The organism is Candidatus Binatia bacterium (assembly GCA_029248525.1).
Lineage (GTDB): Bacteria > Desulfobacterota > Binatia > UBA12015 > UBA12015 > UBA12015.
In genome coordinates this window covers 37,212-58,575 of the sequence record JAQWJE010000013.1, presented here as the reverse complement: position 1 = coordinate 58,575, position 21,364 = coordinate 37,212, and the positions used below count along the sequence as shown (strand labels likewise).

General features: G+C 59.9%; 18 protein-coding genes. 11 read left to right on the top strand and 7 right to left on the bottom strand.

What is annotated here, in order from left to right; translation table 11 throughout:
* Positions 1–37: 37 nt before the first annotated feature.
* On the top strand, positions 38–1,414 hold the full coding sequence (gene radA, locus P8K07_02905; protein ID MDG1957468.1) for a DNA repair protein RadA: 1,377 nt from the start codon (positions 38–40) through the stop codon (positions 1,412–1,414).
* A 15-nt stretch (positions 1,415–1,429) separates the two neighbouring features.
* Here radA and P8K07_02900 read toward each other — a convergent pair whose 3' ends face one another.
* Together P8K07_02900 and P8K07_02895 are read right to left on the bottom strand one after the other, a co-directional pair.
* A complete protein-coding gene (locus P8K07_02900; protein MDG1957467.1) occupies positions 1,430–2,212 on the bottom strand; it encodes an alpha/beta fold hydrolase in 783 nt (260 codons plus the stop codon).
* Positions 2,213–2,214: 2 nt separating this feature from the next.
* Entirely contained in the window at positions 2,215–4,143 is a 1,929-nt protein-coding gene (locus P8K07_02895; protein MDG1957466.1) for a SurA N-terminal domain-containing protein, read from the bottom strand.
* A gap of 130 nt (positions 4,144–4,273) precedes the next feature.
* Here P8K07_02895 and P8K07_02890 point away from each other — a divergent pair, with 130 nt between their 5' ends.
* From P8K07_02890 to rodA, 5 genes are read left to right on the top strand one after another with little or no spacing between them, the layout of a single operon-like run.
* Positions 4,274–5,308 (top strand): rod shape-determining protein, encoded by a 1,035-nt coding sequence (locus tag P8K07_02890; GenBank protein MDG1957465.1) that lies wholly within the window; start codon positions 4,274–4,276, stop codon positions 5,306–5,308.
* A gap of 6 nt (positions 5,309–5,314) precedes the next feature.
* Positions 5,315–6,160 (top strand): rod shape-determining protein MreC, encoded by an 846-nt coding sequence (mreC, locus tag P8K07_02885; GenBank protein ID MDG1957464.1) that lies wholly within the window; start codon positions 5,315–5,317, stop codon positions 6,158–6,160.
* Between the two features lie 3 nt (positions 6,161–6,163).
* Complete coding sequence (mreD, locus tag P8K07_02880; protein MDG1957463.1) at positions 6,164–6,673, top strand: rod shape-determining protein MreD; 510 nt, start codon at positions 6,164–6,166, stop codon at positions 6,671–6,673.
* A complete protein-coding gene (mrdA, locus tag P8K07_02875) occupies positions 6,660–8,633 on the top strand; it encodes a penicillin-binding protein 2 (protein MDG1957462.1) in 1,974 nt (657 codons plus the stop codon). The genes mreD and mrdA overlap by 14 nt, the downstream gene beginning before the upstream one ends.
* A complete protein-coding gene (gene rodA / locus P8K07_02870; GenBank protein MDG1957461.1) occupies positions 8,581–9,774 on the top strand; it encodes a rod shape-determining protein RodA in 1,194 nt (397 codons plus the stop codon). Before mrdA ends, rodA begins: the two co-directional genes overlap by 53 nt.
* 70 nt (positions 9,775–9,844) lie before the next feature.
* Here rodA and trxA read toward each other — a convergent pair whose 3' ends face one another.
* The 4 genes from trxA to P8K07_02850 form a co-directional block, all read right to left on the bottom strand.
* Entirely contained in the window at positions 9,845–10,171 is a 327-nt protein-coding gene (trxA, locus tag P8K07_02865) for a thioredoxin (GenBank protein MDG1957460.1), read from the bottom strand.
* Between the two features lie 152 nt (positions 10,172–10,323).
* Positions 10,324–12,375: a hypothetical protein gene (locus P8K07_02860; protein ID MDG1957459.1), complete on the bottom strand. Its 2,052-nt coding sequence runs from the start codon at positions 12,373–12,375 to the stop codon at positions 10,324–10,326.
* A 49-nt stretch (positions 12,376–12,424) separates the two neighbouring features.
* Positions 12,425–12,784: a DUF6285 domain-containing protein gene (locus P8K07_02855; GenBank protein ID MDG1957458.1), complete on the bottom strand. Its 360-nt coding sequence runs from the start codon at positions 12,782–12,784 to the stop codon at positions 12,425–12,427.
* The gene (locus tag P8K07_02850) at positions 12,784–13,800 is read right to left on the bottom strand and encodes a phosphotransferase family protein (GenBank protein MDG1957457.1); all 1,017 of its coding nucleotides are present in this window, start codon (positions 13,798–13,800) and stop codon (positions 12,784–12,786) included. Before P8K07_02850 ends, P8K07_02855 begins: the two co-directional genes overlap by 1 nt.
* Positions 13,801–13,911: 111 nt before the next feature.
* On the opposite strand from P8K07_02850, the gene P8K07_02845 reads away from it, so the two are divergent.
* From P8K07_02845 to P8K07_02835, 3 genes are all read left to right on the top strand, one after another.
* The gene (locus tag P8K07_02845) at positions 13,912–14,493 is read left to right on the top strand and encodes a D-sedoheptulose 7-phosphate isomerase (protein ID MDG1957456.1); all 582 of its coding nucleotides are present in this window, start codon (positions 13,912–13,914) and stop codon (positions 14,491–14,493) included.
* An 18-nt stretch (positions 14,494–14,511) separates the two neighbouring features.
* Positions 14,512–15,516 carry a hypothetical protein gene (locus P8K07_02840; protein MDG1957455.1) on the top strand — a complete coding sequence of 335 codons (1,005 nt, stop codon included), beginning with the start codon at positions 14,512–14,514 and terminating at the stop codon, positions 15,514–15,516.
* Positions 15,517–15,606: 90 nt separating this feature from the next.
* Positions 15,607–16,656, top strand: coding sequence for a site-2 protease family protein (locus P8K07_02835; GenBank protein ID MDG1957454.1), 1,050 nt, complete (start codon positions 15,607–15,609; stop codon positions 16,654–16,656).
* Here the strand turns inward: P8K07_02835 and uvrA are convergent.
* Positions 16,640–19,549: an excinuclease ABC subunit UvrA gene (gene uvrA, locus P8K07_02830; protein MDG1957453.1), complete on the bottom strand. Its 2,910-nt coding sequence runs from the start codon at positions 19,547–19,549 to the stop codon at positions 16,640–16,642. The two genes, P8K07_02835 and uvrA, sit on opposite strands and share 17 nt — an antisense overlap.
* A gap of 95 nt (positions 19,550–19,644) precedes the next feature.
* Here uvrA and pgeF point away from each other — a divergent pair, with 95 nt between their 5' ends.
* Positions 19,645–20,310, top strand: coding sequence for a peptidoglycan editing factor PgeF (gene pgeF, locus P8K07_02825; GenBank protein ID MDG1957452.1), 666 nt, complete (start codon positions 19,645–19,647; stop codon positions 20,308–20,310).
* Positions 20,307–21,350, top strand: a complete 1,044-nt coding sequence (locus P8K07_02820) for an A/G-specific adenine glycosylase (GenBank protein ID MDG1957451.1) — start codon at positions 20,307–20,309, stop codon at positions 21,348–21,350. The genes pgeF and P8K07_02820 overlap by 4 nt, the downstream gene beginning before the upstream one ends.
* The last annotated feature ends 14 nt before the right edge of the window (positions 21,351–21,364 follow it).

The following is a 21,364-nucleotide window of genomic DNA, read 5'->3' as shown; positions in this document are numbered from 1 at the left end:
CTGTACTTCTCGCGCAGATATGGTTGGAAGACCCCTAGTGGCGAAAACACGATCCAGCTTTGTATGTCAGCAATGCGGCTGCCAGCACCCCAAATGGGTGGGCCGATGCAAGGATTGCGGGGCATGGGAAAGCGTGGTCGAGGAGACCATTCTACCTCCGACCAAGGCCGCGGGAAGCAGTCGAACCTCTCTGGCTATCGGGGCTGCGCGTAACGCGGCGCCCATCAAGCTCTCCGAGGTCACTCCGGAAAGCCATGCGCGCACCAGCACCGAACTCGAAGAGCTCGACCGCGTGCTCGGCGGTGGTCTCGTTCCGGGTTCGGTGATCCTTTTAGGCGGCGACCCCGGTATCGGGAAGTCCACCATCGGACTCCAGATTCTCTCCGGTTTCGCCAAGGCCGGTAAAAAAACTCTCTATGTCACCGGAGAAGAATCTCCCGAGCAGGTCAAACTGCGCGGCGACCGGCTTGGCGCTGACGAGAATATCATCCTCTTGCCCGAGACCTGTGTCGAAGAAATCCTGCTGCATGCCGATCGTGTCGCCCCTGAAATTCTGCTGATCGACTCCATCCAGACCGTGCATTCACGAGAACTGACCTCCGCGCCGGGCAGCGTCGGACAGGTGAGAGAATGCGCCGCGACTCTGGTGACCCGGGCGAAGGCCTCTAGCATCCCGACAATTTTGGTGGGGCATGTCACCAAGGAAGGGACCATCGCCGGACCGCGTGTTCTCGAGCACGTGGTGGATACGGTTCTTTATTTCGAGGGCGATGCTGATGGCGGGCTTCGTCTGCTCCGCGCCGTAAAGAATCGCTTTGGTCCCACAAATGAAGTCGGGGTCTTCGAAATGGGAGAGCGCGGCCTTGTCGATGTGAACAATCCGTCTGCTCTCCTGCTCGCCGAGAGGCCCCGCGGTGCCGCTGGTTCCGTAGTGCTTCCCGCGATCGAGGGCACCCGGCCGCTCCTTGTCGAAATTCAGGCCCTGGCCGCCCATTCCTCCCTCGCCATGCCGCGCCGCACAACGCTGGGACTCGATGGCAACCGAACCGCCGTCCTGACCGCAATCGCGGACAAACGAGCCGGCCTGAAGCTTTATGAACATGACCTCTTTGCCAGCGTCGCCGGGGGGCTCAAGGTTCAGGAACCGGCCGCCGACCTCGCCATCCTCGCGGCCATCATGTCGAGCGCTCGGGATCAGGCAGTTCCCGCAAATACCGTCGTCTTCGGGGAAGTTGGTCTGGCCGGAGAAGTCCGTGCCGTGCGTCACGCCGAAACTCGCCTGCGCGAGGCCGCCAAACTGGGTTTTGAGCAAGCCCTCGTACCGCAAGCCGTCGCCCAGCAAATCAAACCCCCGCCCGGCCTTGCCCTCACACCGATTGCTTCGGTCGCCGAACTCCTGCGCGCCGTCAGCTGAGACCTCTCGCCTGGTTCAGACTTCGACTGCGTTCGTCTTCAAACGGGTCCGGAGAAAATCCAGTAAATGGGAGCCGACCTCAGCCACCTCCAGATCCCGAGTAATGACATGACCACTGCGAGGCAGAATATGGCGCTCCACATCCGTGGCACCCAGAGCTTGCTCCAGCCACGCGGACCCCGCCACGGGACAAGTCGCATCCAGCGCACCATGCAAAATCAAGGTCGGCGTACGAACCTCACCTGCAATCGCTCGAGTCCGCACTCGCAATTCGCCAAAAGAGCGATACGCCGAGAAGGGAAAGGGGTTTGAACCAGGGTTTTCCTCCTGGGACGCCTGATCCTGAGCATCGGATGCTCCCTTCGGCATCTCCAGCGCCCCCAGGCCAACCCGCGAAAGATTCCCCAGGACCCAGATACCAAAGCGATTGAAAGTCGATACCTCGACCGCTGGAGCAAACGTGGCGATCGCGTCAATCCGCCCGGCATTCGCGTAGGCCAACTGCAGCGTAAGCAAGGCGCCCATCGACAACCCTGCGACAATCACCGGGCGCCCATCCGCACGATCGACCGCGGCATCGAGACACGACTGACCCCGTGCCAGCCAGGCCTCCCAGCAGTTATCCTCGGCTTGATCCGGAAAACCATGACCCGGAAGGCGCGGACAATCGACCTCGAAACCGCCGGCCGCCAGGCTCTCCCCCACGGGAATCAGATCCCAGGGCGAGCCGGTGAAGCCATGCATCAGACAAACCTGCCCCGCGGTTCCGGCGGCCCCCAGATGAAAACCTTCGATCATCCTCAACTGGGTGCGCGGAGCGCGTCGAGACGTTCCGAATAGACTTCCACAACTGCTGCCGCGCGAAGTTCCTCGACGTATCGCTGGAAGACTTCTTCGCGGCGACTTTGCGTCATCTGCGCTCGGATATCGGAGACCTTCTCTTCCAGATCACTGCCCTCTGGGACTTCACGATTGCTGACCGACGCGATATAAACGTCACCCGCAATCACGAAGGGCTCCTCCAGCAGAGATTCGTTCGCGCCAAGAGCAAACGCCGCGTCCCTCATCTTGCGGTTGCCGCCGAGAGGCTGGATGAATTGTTCCTGCCGCGAGAAAGGAAGTGAGTCATTCAGCCTCTGGCCGCCGGCATTCGCCACAGCGGCGAAATCTTCGCCGGCCTGAACCTTGGCCATGAATTCGTTGGCAGCGGCCAGCGCCAGAGCACTCGCTTCAGCATCGCGATAGGCCCGCTCCGCGGCAGCCCGAACTTCCTCAAAATCGGGAATTCGCTCCGGGATCTTCTCCTGCAGGACCGCAAGCACATGATCCCCCGAAACTTCGAAAACTTCCGTTACTTCACCGGGCTCGATGGAGAAAATTGCGTTCATCAGCGGAAAGGATCGGCCGACACCCGCTACGCCTCCGGACCTTGCAAAGGGAGCCGGTGTCTCGACTTCCATTCCACGGGCCGTCGCAGTTTCCGTCAATGCCTGCCCCCCACTGACGGCCTCTCGGTCACTTTTCGCCGCTTCTGCGGCCCTCTCGCCAGCTTTCGTCTGACGGAGGTTCGACTCGATATCCGCACGAACCTCTTCGAGGGTCAGGGCACGCTCTTCGCGCACCTCGTCCACCTGAATCAGGTGCAAACCAAAGGGTGTCTCCACAATTTCGCTCACGGTACCGGGCTCTGTCGCAAAGGCCGCCGCTTCAAATTCGGGCACCATCCGCCCCTTGCCGAAGAAGCCCAGCGAGCCGCCCCGAGCGGCCGAGCCCGGGTCTTCCGATTCCGCGGTCGCGAGTTCTGCGAAATCTGCGCCCGAGGCCAGGGAAGCCGCCAACGCCTCTATCGAAGCACGAACCGCCTGCTTCTCTTCTTCCGTTGCTTCAGGATTGATCCGTTTCAGAATGTGGCGCGCACTGATTTCATTTTCCTGTTGGAAGGTCGTTTCCCGGCCGGCTTCATACTCGGCAACGATATCGTCTTCCTCGAGGACGATGCCCTCTTCGAAATCACCGCCGCGATAGACCAGCATCGCCACAACAACTTTCTCGGGCTCCTCGAAGCTGTCTTCATTTTCCGTGTACCAAGCGGAGAGCGCGCCATCCTCAACCACGACGGCTTCCTGAAAGTCTGCCTGGCGGAAACTGGCGTACTGAAGAGTTCGTTTTTCTTCCTGCGCTGTCACCTCGGCTCGAGCCTCGCTCTCGGAGACTTCGACCTCATCGGCAATCAACCCCTGAAGTCGGGCGATCGCGAGGTCCTCCCGAACCGAAGATTCGTATTCAGCGGGCGTGAGCTGGGAAAAGCGAAGTGAGCGAACGTAGGTTTCCTTGTCGAAACGTCCATTCGAAAAGAAGGCCGTACTTGCGCGCACGCGATCGCTGACCTCCCGATCGCTGATTTCAAGTCCCAGATTATCCGCTTCCAGAGCAAGTAGTCGTCGCTCGACCAGTCCCTCGAGCGCGCGGGCGGGTAAGTCCAGCTGGGTCATGATCTCGGGCGTCAGCTGATCCCCGAAGTTCCGCTCGTAAGCCTGGCGAAGATTGAACTCGGCACGAGCCACGGTATTGATCTCGATGGGAGCCCCATCGATCACAGCCACTGTCGCCTGCGAGTTGACGCCGCTGACGACGCCTTCGACCCCCCAGAAGACGAAAACGGCGACGATGATGCCCAGTATAATCTTGATCCCGAGAGATTGCGCGTGTTGTCGAACGATATGGAGCATGCAGGGAGGATACGAATGCAGAGCGAAGGTAGCAACCACCCCGGGATTCCCTTGTTGGCCCGGGGGCCATCTGATACCCAAAACCAAGTCGCGCTTCGCGACCTCCATGGATGAGGGGTACAGGGCCTAAATGATCTTCGATTCGCTGCTGGGATGGTTCTCGGTCGACCTTGCGATCGATCTGGGCACGGCGAATACCCTCATTTATCTCAAGGGAGAAGGCATCGTCTGCAACGAACCCTCGGTGGTGGCGATGCAAAAAGAGAGCCGGAGCGGACGCCGGGTTCTGGCGGTCGGAGCTGAAGCCAAGCGCATGCTGGGGCGAACGCCCGGGAATATTGTCGCCATTCGCCCCCTGAAAGATGGCGTGATCGCCGATTTCGAGATCACCGAAGCGATGTTGCGGTACTTCATTCAGAAGATCCACAAACGAAAATCTCTGATTCGGCCCCGGATCATCATCTGCGTGCCCTTCGGCTGCACCGAGGTCGAAAAGCGCGCCGTCCGGGAAGCCGCCGAGTCTGCTGGCGCCCGAGAGGTCTATCTCGTCGAGGAGCCCATGGCGGCCGCCATCGGAGCGGGCCTGCCGATCACCGAGCCGACCGGCAATATGATCGTGGACATCGGGGGCGGCACCACAGAGGTCGCCGTCATCTCCCTTTCCGGGGTCGTCTTTTCTCGATCGGTCCGTGTGGGCGGCGACAAGATGGACGAGGCGATCATTCAGTACATCAAACGGAAGTACAATCTTCTGGTTGGTGAGCGTACCGCCGAGTTGATCAAGATCACCATTGGCTCGGCCTACCCTTCCAATGAAATTCAGACGATGGAAATCAAGGGTCGCGACCTCGTCGCAGGCGTACCCAAAACAGTCGAGATTTCGGATGAAGAAATCCGTGATTCCCTGCTCGAGACCATCAACCAAATTGTCGAGGCCGTTCGAATTGGCCTGGAACGCTGCCCCCCCGAGTTGGCCTCGGATATCGTCGACAAGGGTATCGTGCTGGCCGGAGGTGGCGCACTCCTGCGAAATCTCGACATTCTCCTCCGAGAGGAAACCGGCCTGCCCATCATGACCTCCGAGGATCCGCTGACCGCCGTTGCCGTCGGCGCGGGAAAAGTACTCGACGAGCTGAGTCTTCTCAAAGACGTCACCATCGAGTAGCCAGTTGTGAGCTGGCTCCGGCAGCACGCAGTGCTGGTCACAACCGCAGGCCTGCTTCTGATCTCGTTGACCCTGTTGATGGTCAATACGCGAGGCCAGCGCCGCGTGGACCCGCTGGGCGTGATTTTTCTCGAAGCGGTCACGCCAGTTGCGAGCCTTTCCGGCGCCGTGACACGACGACTCGGAGAGGCCTGGAGTTCCTATGTGGATCTGGTCGGCGTCCGCGAAGAGCGGGAGTGGCTCCGAAATCGGGTACGCACATTGGAGCGTGCGGCCGATGCCGACAAACAGATCCGACGCGAAAATCAGCGCCTCACGGCCTTGCTCGATCTGCGGGAAGCCCTCGGTGGTATGCCGATCGCGGCCCGAGTCACCGGTATCGGTGCCAGCCCACTTTTCCATACCGCGACACTCGACCGTGGCACCTCGCAGGGAATCACCGCAGGGATGGCGGTTCTGGCCCACGAAGGCGTCGTGGGGCGAATCGTTGCCGCCAGCCCGAACGCCTCACGCGTGCTGCTTCTGGAGGATCCGGCCAGCGGAGTCGACGCCGTGGTTCAGCGCTCACGTGCGCGTGGTATCCTCGAGGGGGGCTCGGAGGGACGCCTTCGACTCAAATATATCAAGCCGGACGAAGAGTTGCGGGTTGGGGATACCGTCGTGACCTCCGGATTCGATCAGATTTTCCCGCGCGGGATCGCCCTTGGCCGGATCATCGAGGTACGCTCGGCGCCGGGCGGCCTCTTCCAGACAGCGGAGATTCTGCCTTCAGTCGATTTCGGGAAACTGGCAGAAGTTCTGGTGCTCGACGCACCCAAACGCGACGAAGTTCCCGTCATCGAGGCGGATTGACGGATGCGCGCCGCACTGATTCTCGCTTTTTGTGGCATTCTTGCCGTGGTCACCCAAACGACCCTGCTCGGAAGACTCGGAATTCTGCCCGCGCCGCCGAACCTGATCCTGATCCTGTCTGTCTACATCGGACTGCGTCTGCCCACACCTTGGGGGGCCCTCGGCGCCTTCCTGCTGGGCTACCTGCTCGATACCGTTTCCGGCTCGGTTCCGGGCCTGCACTGCTTTACCATGACGCTGGTCTTCGCCATGGTATATTTTGTGTCGGGACGCCTATGGATGCAGAACCCCTTCACCAGATTCGCAATCATGATTCTCGGTTGCATTCTGGAGGTCACCACGCTTGCCGCCTACTTCACGATGACGGGGAATATGGGGTCTGCTGTGGGCGGCGTTCTGCGGACATTGGTGATCGAGGCCGCACTCGCCTTGCTGATCGCACCTCTGGCGTTCTCGGCTCTCGATTTCTACATCCCGGCGATTGCGCGAAAGAAAATCCATGCAGCTGAATGATCCCGAACCGCCGGAAGAGCTTCGCAGGCGGTCGCGAGTTGCCTCGCTGGTCGTTCTGGGATTTCTCGTCGGACTCGCGGTCCGGCTTTTTTCCCTGCAAGTCGGTGACGGTCAGAACTGGCAGGACCGATCCGACGTCAATCGGATTCGGTGGGAGAGAATTGCAGCGACAAGAGGACGAATTCTGGATACCCACGGGCAACCTCTCGCGGATAACCGTCCTTCCTTCGATATCGTCCTCGTGCCCGAGGATACCAAAAACCTCGATCATACGATGGCGCAGGTCGAAGATTTGGTCGGCCGCGAGCTGCGCAAGCCCGAAGAAATCCGCGCCGCCGCCCGCAAACGCCCACCCTTCGAAGGCATCGTCATCGAGCGAGATATTGATTGGGCCTCGATCGTTGCTCTGGAGACCAACGAGCATCGGCTGCCTGGCGTTCGTCTCGCCGTGGGACCCATGCGCACCTATCCCGAAGGTGACCTCGCATCGCATATTCTCGGCTACGTCGGTGAAGTGTCCGAAAAAGACCTAAGCAATCGTCAGCAATATCGCCCCGGAGATCGCATCGGTAAAACAGGGGCGGAGCAAATGTGGGAATCGAATCTGCGTGGTGCGTCAGGTGCGCAACAAATCGAAGTCGATGCCCGGGGCCGGCGCCTTCGTGTCCTGTCAGAAGCAGGAGGTCAGCGCGGAGAAAGCCTCTATCTCACGATCGACAAACGGCTGCAGGCCTTCGCCGAGCAGCTCCTCGACGGTCAGGAGGGCTCGATCATCGCGATCCGCCCGAAGACCGGCGAAATTCTCGCGATGGCGAGCGCACCCGGGTACGACCCGAATCAATTCGCTCGCGGGATCGGCAATACCGATTGGCGCGCCCTCCTCGAGAACGAACTCAGGCCTCTCAACAATCGGGCCGTTCAGGGTCAGTATCCTCCGGGGTCGACCTTCAAGGTCGTGACAGCGGCAGCCGCACTCGAGGAAGAAATCATCACCCCCGAAAGCAAGGTTTTCTGCGGTGGCTCACATAAATTGGGCAATCGGACCTATCGCTGCTGGAAACGTGGGGGCCACGGCGAGATGGATTTGCACGATGCACTTGCCGAGTCCTGCGATGTCTATTTTTATCAAGTGGGCCACAAGCTCGGGGTAGATCGGATCGCCGCTTACGCCGCGCGATTCGGCCTCGGTGAACAAACCGGTATCGACCTGGCCAGCGAAAAACGCGGCCTCGTTCCGACTCGAAACTGGAAAAAAGAGCGTTACGGCGAATCCTGGTACGCGGGGGAAACTCTTTCGGTCGCGATCGGCCAGGGTTTCCTGCTCGCGACCCCACTCCAGATCGCCAATCTGGCAGCCACCATCGCCAACGGTGGTCTGCGCATGAAACCTCAGCTCATCGAGCGAATTGAATCGGAAGATGGCGAGACCCTCTTCGAGATGGAACCCGAGACCCGCGGTCGCCTTGGCCTGCAGCCCAAAACGTTGCAGCAAATTCGCGAGGCGCTGCGTTCGGTTGTCCACGCGCGAAAGGGAACAGGCAAAGCCGCCCGACTCGATACGATCGAGGTGGCTGGCAAGACCGGGACCGCTCAGGTCTTCAAAATGGGCAAAGAGCAGATCAAGACCGACTCTCTGGCGCGACACCTACGCGATCATGCCTGGTTCATCGCGTTTGCTCCCGTCGAAAATCCCGAGATTGCGATTGTGGTCCTGATCGAGCATGCCGGAGGTGGCGGCGGTTCACGCGCGGCGCCACTGGCCCACGATCTTGCCGATTTCTATTTTTCGCTGACGCGAGGCCGGGACTATCAGATCGCCGACTCGGGCGCTCGCGCGTTTCCGGCACCTTGGGATATTGCGGTACCCGAAGTTCTCGCGCGAGAGATCCCTGCAGGTGCCGGCACGCATGCCGAAGCTCTGCCTCCTGTCGATTCCGAACGACCGGGCGCCGAGGGTTGATGCCATGCGCCTGATGCTCGATCGCAGGCTGATCGCACGCTTTGATATTTATCTTTTGCTGTCGATGCTGCTGATCGTCAGCCTCGGAACGCTCACCATCTACAGCGCCAGCTTTTCGCCGGGGCAAGAGGGCATTCCGCGGTTCGCCCTCCGGCAAGCCATGTGGGGTGGCGTCGGTTTGATCGCGGCTTTGGCGATGGTCAGTTTTGACTACCGCCGCCTCGAGCGCTGGGCCCCCTTGATTTACGCCATTTGCTTGCTGCTTCTCGCAGCGGTGCCTCTGCTGGGCTCGATGTCCGGAGGCTCTCGTCGCTGGCTATCGCTTGGGCCAGCGAATCTGCAGCCTTCCGAGACCATGAAATTGGGGCTGGTGGTTCTTCTCGCGCGTTATTTCCACCACAACTCGCGCCCCGGTGGCCTCAAATTACGCGATTTCGGCATCCCTCTGCTCTATACGCTGGTCCCGGGTGCGTTGACCCTGATGCAACCGGACCTCGGGACAGCCTCCCTTTTTCTCTTCCTTTTTCTCACCATGGCCCTGCTCGCGGGCCCCAGTCCGCGCACTCTGGCGATCGTTGCGGGTAGCGGACTGGCTTTGCTCCCCCTGATTCCATTCCTCTATTCGATGCTCAGGGAGTATCAGCAACGACGTATCGTCACGTTCCTGAACCCGGAACTCGACCCTCTGGGAGCGGGCTATAATGTCATCCAGTCAAAAATTGCGATCGGCTCCGGTGGTTTATGGGGCAAAGGGTTTCTCGAAGGAAGTCAGAATCAGCTCAATTTCCTCCCCGCACAACATACCGATTTCATCTTCTCGGTCTTCTCCGAAGAATGGGGCTTTTCAGGAGCGCTCGTTCTCTTGAGCCTGTACGCCGCTCTCCTGCTCCGTGGCCTTTTCGTGGTCGGCCATGCCAAGGAACGATTTGGTGCGCTGCTGGCTTTCGGAATCCTTGCCAACATCTTCTGGCAAGTTTTGATCAATCTCGGAATGACCACCGGACTGCTGCCCGTGGTTGGCATGACCCTGCCCTATTTGAGCTATGGCGGATCCTCGCTTCTCACACTGATGGCCAGCATGGGCCTCGTGATCAATGTGAGCATGCGACGACTCGATCGAGAGCGATTACCGCGCTTCTAAAAAAAGAGCTCGTATAGCCAATCGCCATACGAGCCCTTGCTCAAAATCCTGCTGTACAGAAAAAATCAGATCAGCTCAGAGCTCCATCGACAGCATCGGTCAGCTTCTGTTTCGCCACGGCGCCAACGATCTGTTCGTGAACTGTTCCTCCCTTGAACAAGATGAGATTGGGAATCCCGCGCACACCGAACCGGCCGGGTGTCTGCGGGTTGTCGTCAACATTCATCTTCACGACCTTGAGCTTGCCTTCGTACTCACCGGCCAGTTCATCCACCAGAGGGGCGATCGCGCGGCAGGGACCGCACCAGGGAGCCCAAAAGTCGATCAGCACCGGAATCTCCGACTCCATAACTTCGGCATCGAACGATGCATCTGTGACTTCGCTTACTCCCGACATGACTCTATCTCCTTGTTGTGAGGTGTAATATGTTCCGGAACCTAACCTCGATTTCGGATAAAACAAGATCCATCTTTGCACAATCATGAACTACGGCTCGCCAGATCTCAAGCACAGCCACAGCGATCCCGCGGACGCAGGACATCTTGCTCTCAGGGAATTTCGACGATCGACTCCCCCAGAATACGATCCGGGGTACCACCGAGAACCAACGAAACGCCATAGGTCCCCGGGCCGCCACGGGGTGATTCGGATCGCACCGCAAGTGATATCGCCTCCCCCGGGCCCAAAACGACCGGCATCAGAAAACGAACCTTGCTGCGCTCGCGGCGCTCGGGGACTCCTCCCTGCCAAGTCAGAAATCCCTCGCGGTAGCCAAGCGGAATGTCCTCCCGGTAGACCTGATCGGAATTATTTTGCACCCGGAACCGGACAGAGACTCCCGAGTCGTCCCGAACCTGCTGCACCTCCGAGTCCCCCGGGGTCAGAACACCTGCATCGGCGGTAATCTCCTGCCCGCCCGCGGACAGTCGGTAAATTTGCAAAGTATCGCTTGTCCCGAGAAGTCGAAGATCTTTCCGGTCCTCGGGTGCCACGCTATCGCTGGCCCAAACCGCCTGGAAGTGGTCCCAACTGCGAGGGCCAAAGAGTTCGGGGTAAACCGTAAGTGTTTCCACCCCCAAAGCATGCAAGGCGGCCACAGCACTCGAGCGGGGAAGGCGTTTCAATAATTGCGACATCTGATCCGCATAGGGCGAAGGGAAGGAATTATAACAACTTGTCGTTGGATGAGGCGCGTAGCTGTTTAATAGAAGTCTGTCGGCCTCGTGAAAATTTGTCAGCGGATTGGATGCCTTGCCGACGGGAAGCTCCGCGATCGCACCGCGAAAAAAAGACTGCGCCAAGGCAATATTCGATTCAGCAGGCCGCGCCCGCCAAGCCTCGACCTCCGACACATCGGGTCCGAAAGACGCACTTGCCAGCGCGGGAACAAAACGAAAAGCCGCGATGCCCAGCACCAACACGGAAAAGCCCGCGATCTCCACCAGGCGGCCCCGCTTGGCGAGCAATGCCCGCGCGCCATAGCCTGCGACGAGCGCCAGCGGGCCCCAGATCATCAGTCCCGCAATACTTGGCGCGCGGACCGCATCCAGCCCGGGAACGATATCACTCAACCACACCAGCAGCGGGGGAAATGGTGTTCCCCCTCCCATGGTCGGGAGCCCGGAGAACGTTGCCAGGACCAGAATGACAATCGCGACCACCATGATGAGTCGGGGGTCCTCTCCCGCGCGGAGAATCGGTCCCCGCCCCCGATCCAGAAGACCGATCAGAACCAGTCCTGCAAACACCCAACCCGGAAAGCCGAAATCACCCGGAAGGAAGGACTGCAAAGGTGCGAAGATCGCATCTCTACCGGCAAGAAGGTCCCATTGCTCGCGGGTCGTCAGGTATGGATTCAGCAGCCAGACGGCGAACCCTGTCACCACAACGACAACCGACAGCGAAGCTGCGAGACCTCGCGCTCGGTACTGTGGGTGTCGCCACAAAAGAAAACTTCCATACACCGTCAAGATTACAAAAATACCAATCAGCAGATAGATGCTGGCAAAGGACTGCAGAACCAGAAGGGCCGCAAGCAGAAACGCGTAGCCCGCACGTCCGGTCACAAAGAGTCGGTGCAACGCCAGCATCGCCAGGGGAAACCAATAGTCGGCATGCAGGAAGGGATGGCCGCCATCGAAAATACGAGAAGGTATCAACTGAAACAGCATCCCGGCGATGAAGCCGGCTGCTGCGCTGCCTGTAAAATAGCGGGCCCAGACAAACATCGTAAAACCGGGCAGAAAAAAGGTGATCAGGAGCACGAAGTTGTAGGAGAGAATGGGATCGCCAGTGACAGCCCAGGGCAACATCGCCAGAACCCCCTCGCCAAACGCATGTTCGCCCAGGGTGAAGCTCTGGGGGAAGGGGAAACATGGCCCCCAGCCTCGAAGCGCCGCCGGATCCGACAGTAGAAGGTCTGCATTGCGCATCACCACTGAAAGAACCATCGATTGGTCGGTCCGGCCCAGAAGGCCCCAACCTTCCTCAAGGTTCACGTTCTCGAGGAGTAGAGTTGTCGGACTCGACCAGACGGGCTGCAAGCAGAAGGCCGCCAATATCAAAAAGCCGGCGACAGCAGCTAGGCTCGAGGTACGCACGTTGGAGCCTTACTCCAAATCGAAAAGTAAAAAAACTTCCCGGGAGAGTTTATGCGCGATCTGCCGCCCCCTCTGGCGACGCACGTCCGCGCGCTTCGTCTGCTTCAAGGAGGCGAGGATTCGAAACCAATAGTTTGGCCCGCACGTCTTCTCGCAGGATCCTCAGCAAGTGCTGCCGCTCTTCAGAGCCAGCATACTCTCCCTGGCGAATCTGCTGCCTCAGCAACTCCGGGTCGCGCTTCGTACTCGAGGGCGACTCCGTCGCCATCTCACGAGCCACCAATCGCAGGGCATTCGCGGCGACGCGCGCGAGAAACTGTCGCCGCCCCTTGAGGTCAGGCACCAGATCCTCGTCCAGGAAACGCTCTACCGCAGACAAAAGCTCCCGGGAACTCGGTCGATCCGTCATCAAAGTGCCTTTCCTTCCATCAAGTTCAACAATTCCCACTCGGTCTCGGCGACTCGGCGACCGATCATACCGAGCTCGATATTCCGAGAACTTCCATCCAGAAAGGGACGTGTCTGGACCAGGGTGAAAACCCCCCAACGCAGGTTGCCAAAAACTTCCCAATATAAAAGGTCACCGGTCGAAACCGCGCGACCACTGGACTCCTGATAGGCCGCCAGCAAATCCTCCCGGCTACCGACTCCGCCGCAGGTTTTCTCATCGAGACCGAATCGCCAGGATCGGCCGCAAAGCCAACCAAGGTCTTCGATCGGATCTCCGATGTGGGCCAGTTCCCAATCAAGAACGGCCTCGAGCCCATCCGGGCTCACCAGCACATTTCCAATTCTGAAGTCTCCATGAACCAGAGCGAGCGCCCCCTCCTGAGGAGGATTCTCCGCCAACCAGCGGAACGCCTCGTCGAACACCGGATGGGCTTCGACCCGAATCATCTCGTAGATCGCATCCAGTTGCAGGCGCGTATGCTCGGCCGCCGATTGGCCTGCCTCGGGTTGCCCCAGAAACGCCAGCCGCGGATCCGCGGTATCGACACGGTGAATCGAAGCCAGAGCGGCTGCGAGTTGTCGGGGTAGCGCCTCGCGTGCGGATGCCAGAGAGTCGGCCGTCACAATCCGGCGACCGATACTTTCTCCTGCCATTCTCTCCATCACGTAAAACGGGCGGCCCAACGTCTCTTCGCCGACGTAAGCCGGTCTCGGCACGGGCGCTCCCAGGTCATGAACAGCCCCCAGCAAACCGAACTCCTCGGGCGCGCCGAACGTGCTCGCACCTCCCGGGCGAAAAGCCAGCAGAACCAATTCCTGAACAGTGGGAGATCCGGAGAGGTGCAGGTCCAGCGCGAAAGCGGACCTCACCGCCCCACCAGTCAGAGTGCGAAATCCTTCGATCCGCGCGCTGGATACGCCGGCGGCCTCGGCAAAAAAAGGTTCGAGTCGAGAGACCATTTCCTCGGGTGACATGCCTACATTCCTAGCGCGAGGCTACCCTGAAGCGAAGCGTTGATCGGTGAAGATTCGTGAAAATTCCTCGCAGGGTAGCTTCCCGGACCCGGGAATTCTATGTTCACGGTAATGCAGGATCTTATTCGCGCCGCGTTCACCGAATCCATCCGGGTCAAAGAGACTTTTCTCAACGAGCATGGCGAGACGATCGAGAGCGTCGCCAGGCTCTGCGCCGATGCTCTGACCAATGGCCATAAATTGCTGTTTTTCGGCAATGGAGGCAGTGCCGCGGACGCCCAGCACCTTGCAGCAGAATTCGTCAACCGGTTCCGCATGGAACGGCGTCCGCTCCCCGCACTCGCCCTGACGGTCGACACTTCCGCGATCACGGCGATCGGCAACGACTACAGCTTCGAGGAGATCTTTTCCAAACAGGTCGAAGCTCTCGGCCAAACCGGCGACATCGCGATCGCAATTTCAACGAGCGGCAACTCGCCAAACGTTTTGCGCGCGATTGAGGCCTGCGGCGATGCTGGTTGTTTCGTTGTGGGCTTGACCGGGGGGGACGGAGGCTCGATGAAAAATCATGTTGATTTTCTGCTCAACGTCTCGGCCTCTCGCGAAACCGCGCGCATACAGGAAACCCATATTCTGGTCGGGCATATGATCTGCGAGCTTGTCGACCGAATTCTTTTCCCCGAGTCAGATTAGAGCATCGAGGTTGCGGCCATGAAGGCGTCCAAAGAGAAAAAATCCTACCCGATTCCCGAGAGGCCTCGGCTCGACCTTCGCAAGGCGCGCACCTATCCACTGCAAAAACGTCCGAGCAAAGTACAGATTGAAAGCCTGCCTCTCCCGCTGGAGCCCGGCCTCAGCCTGGCTGCGTTTCTGGACCGCTTACCCAATATCCTCGCGGGAGAAGACCTTCGCCGGGCCGCGGCTGCGATCGTGCTCGCTCGAAAAAAAGGACGCAGCGTCGCGCTCGGAATGGGCGCTCATCCCATCAAGGTCGGCCTCTCACCCATCATCATCGATTTGATGGAGCGCGGCATTCTGACCTCGATTTCGCTGAATGGAGCGGGCATCATCCATGATTTCGAGATGGCTGCGAGCGGGAAAACTTCCGAGGACGTAGGCCCGGGCCTCGACCGGGGCAAATTCGGGATGGCACGCGAAACGGGGGCGATTCTCAATAAAACCATTCGGCTCGGTGCTCGAAACGGCCTCGGCATCGGCGAAGCCGTGGGGAATCATATCGCCAGAGGACGCTACCCGCACCGCGACCGCAGCATTCTCGCCGCGGGTGCGCGGCTTGGCATCCCGGTCACCGTTCACGTAGCGATCGGCACCGATATCATTCATATGCACCCGAGTGCTGACGGTGCGGCCATCGGTGAGTCTTCCATGCGTGACTTCCATCGGTTGGCGGAAATCGTCGCCGGATTGACCCGTGGCGTCTATATCAACCTCGGCTCTGCCGTGATCTTGCCCGAGGTGTTTGTCAAAGCCCTGAATCTGGCAAGAAATCTCGGTCATCGGGTAAAACCGCTGACCACCGTAGATCTGGATTTCATCCGCCACTATCGGCCCGGAGTCAACGTTGTGAATCGCCCCACCGCTTCGGGAGGCACCGGGCTGCGCATTACCGGGCACCACGAATTGCTCTTTCCCCTTCTTGTGGGAGCCATCCTCGAAGGGTTGGAGGGAAAATCGCATCGGGAGAGCGTCTCCTGACGGAGGCTCGTCTGGTTCGCTCCTGAACCCCCCTCCGGTTAAAGAGTTTCCCTGCCCGAACATCCGGGTCTATACTGATCGTGAAGACACATGAATCCCCCGAACCACGAAACCGTTCCCCCTTTCCCGTCAGTGCTGCGGCCCCCACCGCTTCCCGCCGCGGCAAAAGCCCCCCGAAAGTCCCTGTGGCTGCACGGGCTGCTATTCATCGCGACGGCGCTGACCACGACCGCTGCTGGCGCATTTCAACAAGGGGCCAACCCGTTCACTGATCCCCAGAGTCTGGCGTTGGGCGTCCCCTTCTCCTTCACCCTTCTGCTCATTCTCTTTTGTCATGAGATGGGTCACTACTCGCTGGCTCGCTGGCACGGCATTCAAACCACCTTGCCGTATTTCATTCCCGGACCACCGTTTCTGATTGGGACATTTGGAGCCTTCATCAAGATGAACGGGATGCCTCGCAACCGCGCCGCACTTTTCGACGTCGGTGCGGCCGGCCCATGGGCCGGGATGGTAATCGCACTGCCGGCGGTCGCCATAGGACTTTCATGGTCCGAGATTCTGCCTCGACAGATCGGGGCGGAGGCTCCCTTTGCTCTCGGCACATCTTTCCTCTTCGACCTGATGGGCACTCTGGTTCTCGGCGTCGACCTCGATGAGGTCGATGTCATGCTCCACCCGGTCGCAGTCGCTGGATGGTTCGGCTTCTTTGTCACCTTCCTGAACCTCCTGCCTGTCGGGCAACTCGATGGCGGTCATGTCGCCTACGCGCTCCTCGGAGACAGGCACCGACTGGTCTCACGCGGGTTTCTGGTCGTCCTGATCAGCCTCTACTTTCTTCCGGGAGGGTGGAACGGCTGGCTGCTCTGGGCCCTTCTGCTCTTTTTCGTTCTTCGCGTAGATCACCCGGATACAGTTGACCGGGACACACCTCTGGATCGAAAACGACGCGCGCTCGCCTGGGCGACAGTCGTCATCTTTTTTGCGACCTTCATGCCGGTTCCCTTCGTCATCAACGAAACGCCGACATCACCTGCAGAGCCCCGTTACGAGCGACGCTACAGAGGCCCCCAGGAAAAGCTCCTCGAAGTTCAGCTGGCACCGCGGCCTGCGAGCCGCAGTATCATGGGCGATCGTTAGTCAGCGCATCCGTGAACAGGGGGGCCAGAGCCTTTGCCGTCTCACCCGTGCCCGCCCGGACCAGCGACAAGGGGGAGCCCTCCGCAACAAGCGAGCCACCGGAGATTCCACCGCCTGGCCCTAAATCGAGCACCCAATCGGCGGCCGCGATGAAGTCGGTATTATGCTCTACAACCACGACCGTATTCCCCTCGGCGACGAGTTCGTGCAGAACACCTACGAGCCGAGCCACATCCCTAAGGTGGAGACCGGTTGTCGGCTCATCGAAGAGAAAAAGTCGCTTGCCCCCGTCACCACCGGAATCGAGGAAACTGGCCAATTTCATTCTCTGAGCTTCGCCGCCGGACAACGTGGATGTCGGCTGACCCAGCGTCAGATAGCCGAGGCCGACAGCTCGCAGCGGTGCCAAACGACGCCCGACTCGCGGGGTCGTCGCAAAAAACTCCGCAGCCGCGTCGATCGTCATGCGCAATACTTCGTCTATCGCTACTCCGCGATAGCGGAGGTCCAGAACGTGCCTTTGGAATCGTCGCCCTCCACAAGCTTCGCAATCCACGGTCAAGTCCGCCATGAAATGCATCTCCAGCGTCACTGTGCCCATGCCGCCGCATTCTTCACAGCGCCCACCGGCCGCGTTGAAGGAAAATGCACCCGGCTTGATACCGGCGTCCTTCGCCGCCGGTGTCGCGGCGAATACCTTCCGAACTTCGTCCCAGGCCTTGAGATAGGTTGCCGGATTCGATCGCGAGGAACGCCCGACCGGGGCTTGCGTCATCAAGACAACCTCGGAAAATCCTTCCAAACCCTGTAAGGCATCGCACTCGCCGGGTTCTGCCGCCTGTCCCTGTTGCCGCAAGTATCCGTGGAACAGAGTTTGTTCCATAAGCGTCGATTTCCCGGATCCGGACACACCCGTGATGCAGGTCAGTCTTTCCCTCGGTATCTTCACTGTCAGGTCACGTAAATTATTCTCCCGAGCACCCTTGATGGTCATGAAGGATCGGGATCCCGGCTTGGGTCTTGCCTCGCGATCGGCACGACGGTCCCGAAGCATGCGACCTGTCTCCGAGGAAGCCTCGGACAACTTCGCGGGAGGACCCGCAAACACAATCTGGCCACCCTCGCTCCCACCACCCGGGCCCAAATCGATCAGGAACTCCGCACCCTCGATCAGAACCGGGTCATGCTCGACGAGTACGACCGTATTGCCGGCGTCGGTCAGACGTCCAAGAACTCGCAACAAGCGCTCGGAATCCCGAGAATGAAGACCGATGGTCGGCTCGTCGAGACAATAAAGTGTCTCGGTCAGCGAAGCCCCCAGGGCACTCGCGAGATGGATCCTCTGGGCCTCGCCGCCCGACAAGGTGCGCGCCTGCCGCGAAAGGCTTAAATATTCCAGTCCGACTTCCACCAGGTATCGGAGCCGATTACGGATATCGTCCAATAGCCGGGACCCACGCGCCGACGCGGCCGAATCAAGCTCGAGAGATTCCACCCACGCGAGAAGGTCCCCGATCGACTGGACGGCAAGGTCCGCCATCGACTGACCATCGATTCGCACCGCGAGCGCCTCCGGGCGCAATCGAGAGCCAGCGCAGGCTGTGCAAGGCGTATAGCCGCGATAGCGCGCCAGCAGCACGCGTACATGGGTTTTATAACGCTTGCGCTCCAGCCATCGAAAAAATCCCTGCAGTCCGAAAAACCGCTCACGGCCGACCTTGCTTCCGGCCTCCTCGCCGTCCATCACGAAGGCCTGCTCGGACGCCTTGAGTTTCGCCCACGGCACGTCCGTGCGCACTCCATGCTCACGTGCGGTACGCAGCATCCATCGATGCAATCGGCGGTTGGCAGGCGTCGCCCAAATCGCAAGCGCGTCGTCCTCGAGTGTACGGCGGGTATCGGGAATCACCTTTGACATATCGATCCCACCGATGCGCCCGAAACCTTCACAATCCGGACAGGCCCCGAGGGGACTGTTGAAGGAGAAAAGATTCGGCGTCGGCTCCGGCATCGCGCGTCCGCAGGGCCGACAAGTGAAGCGACGATCAAGTTCGATCGTCGTTTCCTCCTCTTCCAAAAAGAGCGACACCCGCCCCTCCGCCAACGCGAACCCTGCTTCGAGTGCCTCGCGCATACGGGCGCCTCTGGTCTTGCCTACCGTCAGGCGATCCACCACGACGGGAAGAAATCTTCCACCCTTGTCGACCGCTCTCGGCTTTCGGACGGCAACTTTCTTCTTCTTGCGGCGCCCACGTACCGGCCGATCGCTCCCAGCCAGATAAGCGGCCGGGCGCTCTGCTGCGATCGGCAAATCTCCCAGCTGAGAATCCTCCTCGAGTCGCACCAGATTTCCATCGATCAGGAGGCGGCGATAACCATTCTTGAGCAAACCGACGAGCAGATCTTCCGTGGGAATTTCGCCCACCGGGACAGGTGCCACCACCAACACCACCTGTCCCTTCGGCAGTCCGCGTAACTCCGCGAGGCCTGTTTCAGGATCATCCCGCAGAACACGCCCGCCGCAGTCGGGGCATGATGTCTCACCGGCATTGGCAAAGAGAAGACGCAGATGGTCGTTGATCTCGGTAATCGTCCCGACCGTCGAGCGAGCGTTCCGGATCGTATTCTTCTGAGCCAACGCAAGGGCGGGTGGAATATTTGAAATAAAATCGACGTCGGGACGTTCCATACGTTCGAGAAACATTCGCGAGTAGGTCGACATCGATTGCACAAAACGCCTTTGACCTTCCGCATAGAGCGTATCAAAAACGAGGCTCGATTTTCCGGAACCCGAGACCCCCGTTACCACAGTCAATTTTCGGGACGGAATCGCGCAATCGATTCCCGAGAGGTTATGCGTTCGGGCCCCACGGATTTCGATTTCACTCTGCACCTCGGCTTGAATATCTATCCTCGCCAGAAAAAGCACCTCGGGCCGGCGAGAGCGCGCGATCGAATCAACCAACCCACGTGGTAGAGAAGAAGTCGGTGATTAAGGATCGGCAACTTGACCGCTGGAATTCACGCGGGATTCTCCATGGGTTTTCGGGCCCCGAAGCTCCTCCGACGACCAAACCATTGCCAGTGCGCGTCCAGCAGGTCCATGGCAACCATTGCCTCGAGGTATCCGCAGAAACACCCTCGCCGGCCGGCGAAAGCGATGCCCTGATCAGCCTGACTCCGGGGGTAGCCGTCGCCATCGCCACCGCCGATTGCGTTCCCATTTTATTAAGCAACAGGAGCGCAGATGCGGTCGCCGCCATTCACGCAGGTTGGCGGGGTACTCTCCAGAATATCGCTGCCGTGGTGGTAGGGTCTCTCGGAGAGCGAGGCATCGATCCGCAGGACCTTGAAGCGGCCATCGGACCCGCGATCGGTCCTTGCTGTTTTGAAGTCGAGAGCGAATTCGAAGCGCGATTCGTAGATACCCTCGGAGACGAGACTCGCCAACACTGGCAACCGGGCCGAGAAGGACATGGGGCTTTGGACTTGCCGGGTCTCAACCGGATGCTGCTGACTCGCGCGGGCGTTCCGGAGGATGCAATCCATCAGGTCGGCCCTTGTACTTTTTGCGGCGGCGACGCCTTCGCCTCTTATCGTCGCGATGGTGAGGCAGCCGGGCGACAAATCAGCTGGATTCGGGCAGCCAGATGAGTGCCGCCGGGACGGCGACAGATCGAACGGACGAAGCACGCAATCGGCGTCTGCGGCGCACGCTTCTTGCGTGGTGGGATGCCGGCCATAACGACCTGCCCTGGAGAGGGCGCACGGATTCCTACGGAATCTGGATCTCCGAGGCCATGGCCCAGCAGACACGCCTGGCCGTCGTCGCACCCGCATGGGAGAGGTTCCTGAAACGCTTCCCGGATATCGAGAGCCTGGCGGTTGCCAACGAGGACGATGTGCTCGCTCTCTGGTCGGGTCTCGGCTACTACTCGCGCGCACGCTCGCTCCACCGCGCCGCTCGGACACTGCATGCCAGCGGTGCCACCCAGTTCCCCACAAGTTGGGAGGAGGCGCTAAGCCTGCCCGGCGTAGGCGATTATACCGCTGCCGCCGTGCTCTCCATCGCGCATCAGAAACCCTATGCCGCTGTCGATGGGAACGTGACCCGCGTTTTATCCAGATTGGATCGGCTAGGCGTTGCGGACCATAAGCGCGAGCCCTACGCGGGTCGGGCGCAAACTCTCCTTCACCCGAAACGCCCCGGGGACTGGAACGAAGCCTTGATGGAACTCGGCGAGACCCATTGCCGTCCCCGAAACCCCGATTGCCCCGCCTGCCCCTGGCGTTCGGACTGCACAGCCCATCAAGACGGGGTCGTGGAGCAACACCCGCCGCCAAAAGCACGGCGAAAGATCACCCGTGAAGGGATTCGAGTCGAACTGATCCGTGATTCCGAGAGCCGACTTCTCCTGCAAAAAGGAAACTTTCAGGCTCTCCCTCATCTATGGCTACCGCCGATCCAGTCGATACCAGCGCCGCTTTCCCGAGGTGACTTCCGGCACGCCATCGTGCATCGCGTCTTTGAGGTCCATGTGATCACGCGCGAGGTCACCTCTCGAAGACTCCAGAAAGAGTTGCGAAAGGATTCGGACACGGCGGAGTGCCGGATTTTCACTCCGGCAGAGCTCGAATCGATCGGTCGATCCTCTCTCCTCACAAAGTCTCTGCGACAGGCTGGGTGGGCTTGAGTAACCGATGGCAT

Excerpts from the sequence above, each read along its gene's own strand:
- P8K07_02850 (MDG1957457.1), bottom strand. The coding sequence starts at position 13,800 with ATGTCACCCGAGGAAATGGTCTCTCGACTCGAACCTTTTTTTGCCGAG.
- P8K07_02890 (MDG1957465.1), top strand. The coding sequence starts at position 4,274 with ATGATCTTCGATTCGCTGCTGGGATGGTTCTCGGTCGACCTTGCGATC.
- P8K07_02835 (MDG1957454.1), top strand. The coding sequence starts at position 15,607 with ATGAATCCCCCGAACCACGAAACCGTTCCCCCTTTCCCGTCAGTGCTG.
- trxA (MDG1957460.1), bottom strand. The coding sequence starts at position 10,171 with ATGTCGGGAGTAAGCGAAGTCACAGATGCATCGTTCGATGCCGAAGTT.
- P8K07_02845 (MDG1957456.1), top strand. The coding sequence starts at position 13,912 with ATGCAGGATCTTATTCGCGCCGCGTTCACCGAATCCATCCGGGTCAAA.
- P8K07_02840 (MDG1957455.1), top strand. The coding sequence starts at position 14,512 with ATGAAGGCGTCCAAAGAGAAAAAATCCTACCCGATTCCCGAGAGGCCT.
- mreD (MDG1957463.1), top strand. The coding sequence starts at position 6,164 with ATGCGCGCCGCACTGATTCTCGCTTTTTGTGGCATTCTTGCCGTGGTC.
- P8K07_02895 (MDG1957466.1), bottom strand. The coding sequence starts at position 4,143 with ATGCTCCATATCGTTCGACAACACGCGCAATCTCTCGGGATCAAGATT.
- mrdA (MDG1957462.1), top strand. The coding sequence starts at position 6,660 with ATGCAGCTGAATGATCCCGAACCGCCGGAAGAGCTTCGCAGGCGGTCG.
- rodA (MDG1957461.1), top strand. The coding sequence starts at position 8,581 with ATGCCGAAGCTCTGCCTCCTGTCGATTCCGAACGACCGGGCGCCGAGG.
- P8K07_02855 (MDG1957458.1), bottom strand. The coding sequence starts at position 12,784 with ATGACGGATCGACCGAGTTCCCGGGAGCTTTTGTCTGCGGTAGAGCGT.
- P8K07_02900 (MDG1957467.1), bottom strand. The coding sequence starts at position 2,212 with ATGATCGAAGGTTTTCATCTGGGGGCCGCCGGAACCGCGGGGCAGGTT.
- P8K07_02820 (MDG1957451.1), top strand. The coding sequence starts at position 20,307 with ATGAGTGCCGCCGGGACGGCGACAGATCGAACGGACGAAGCACGCAAT.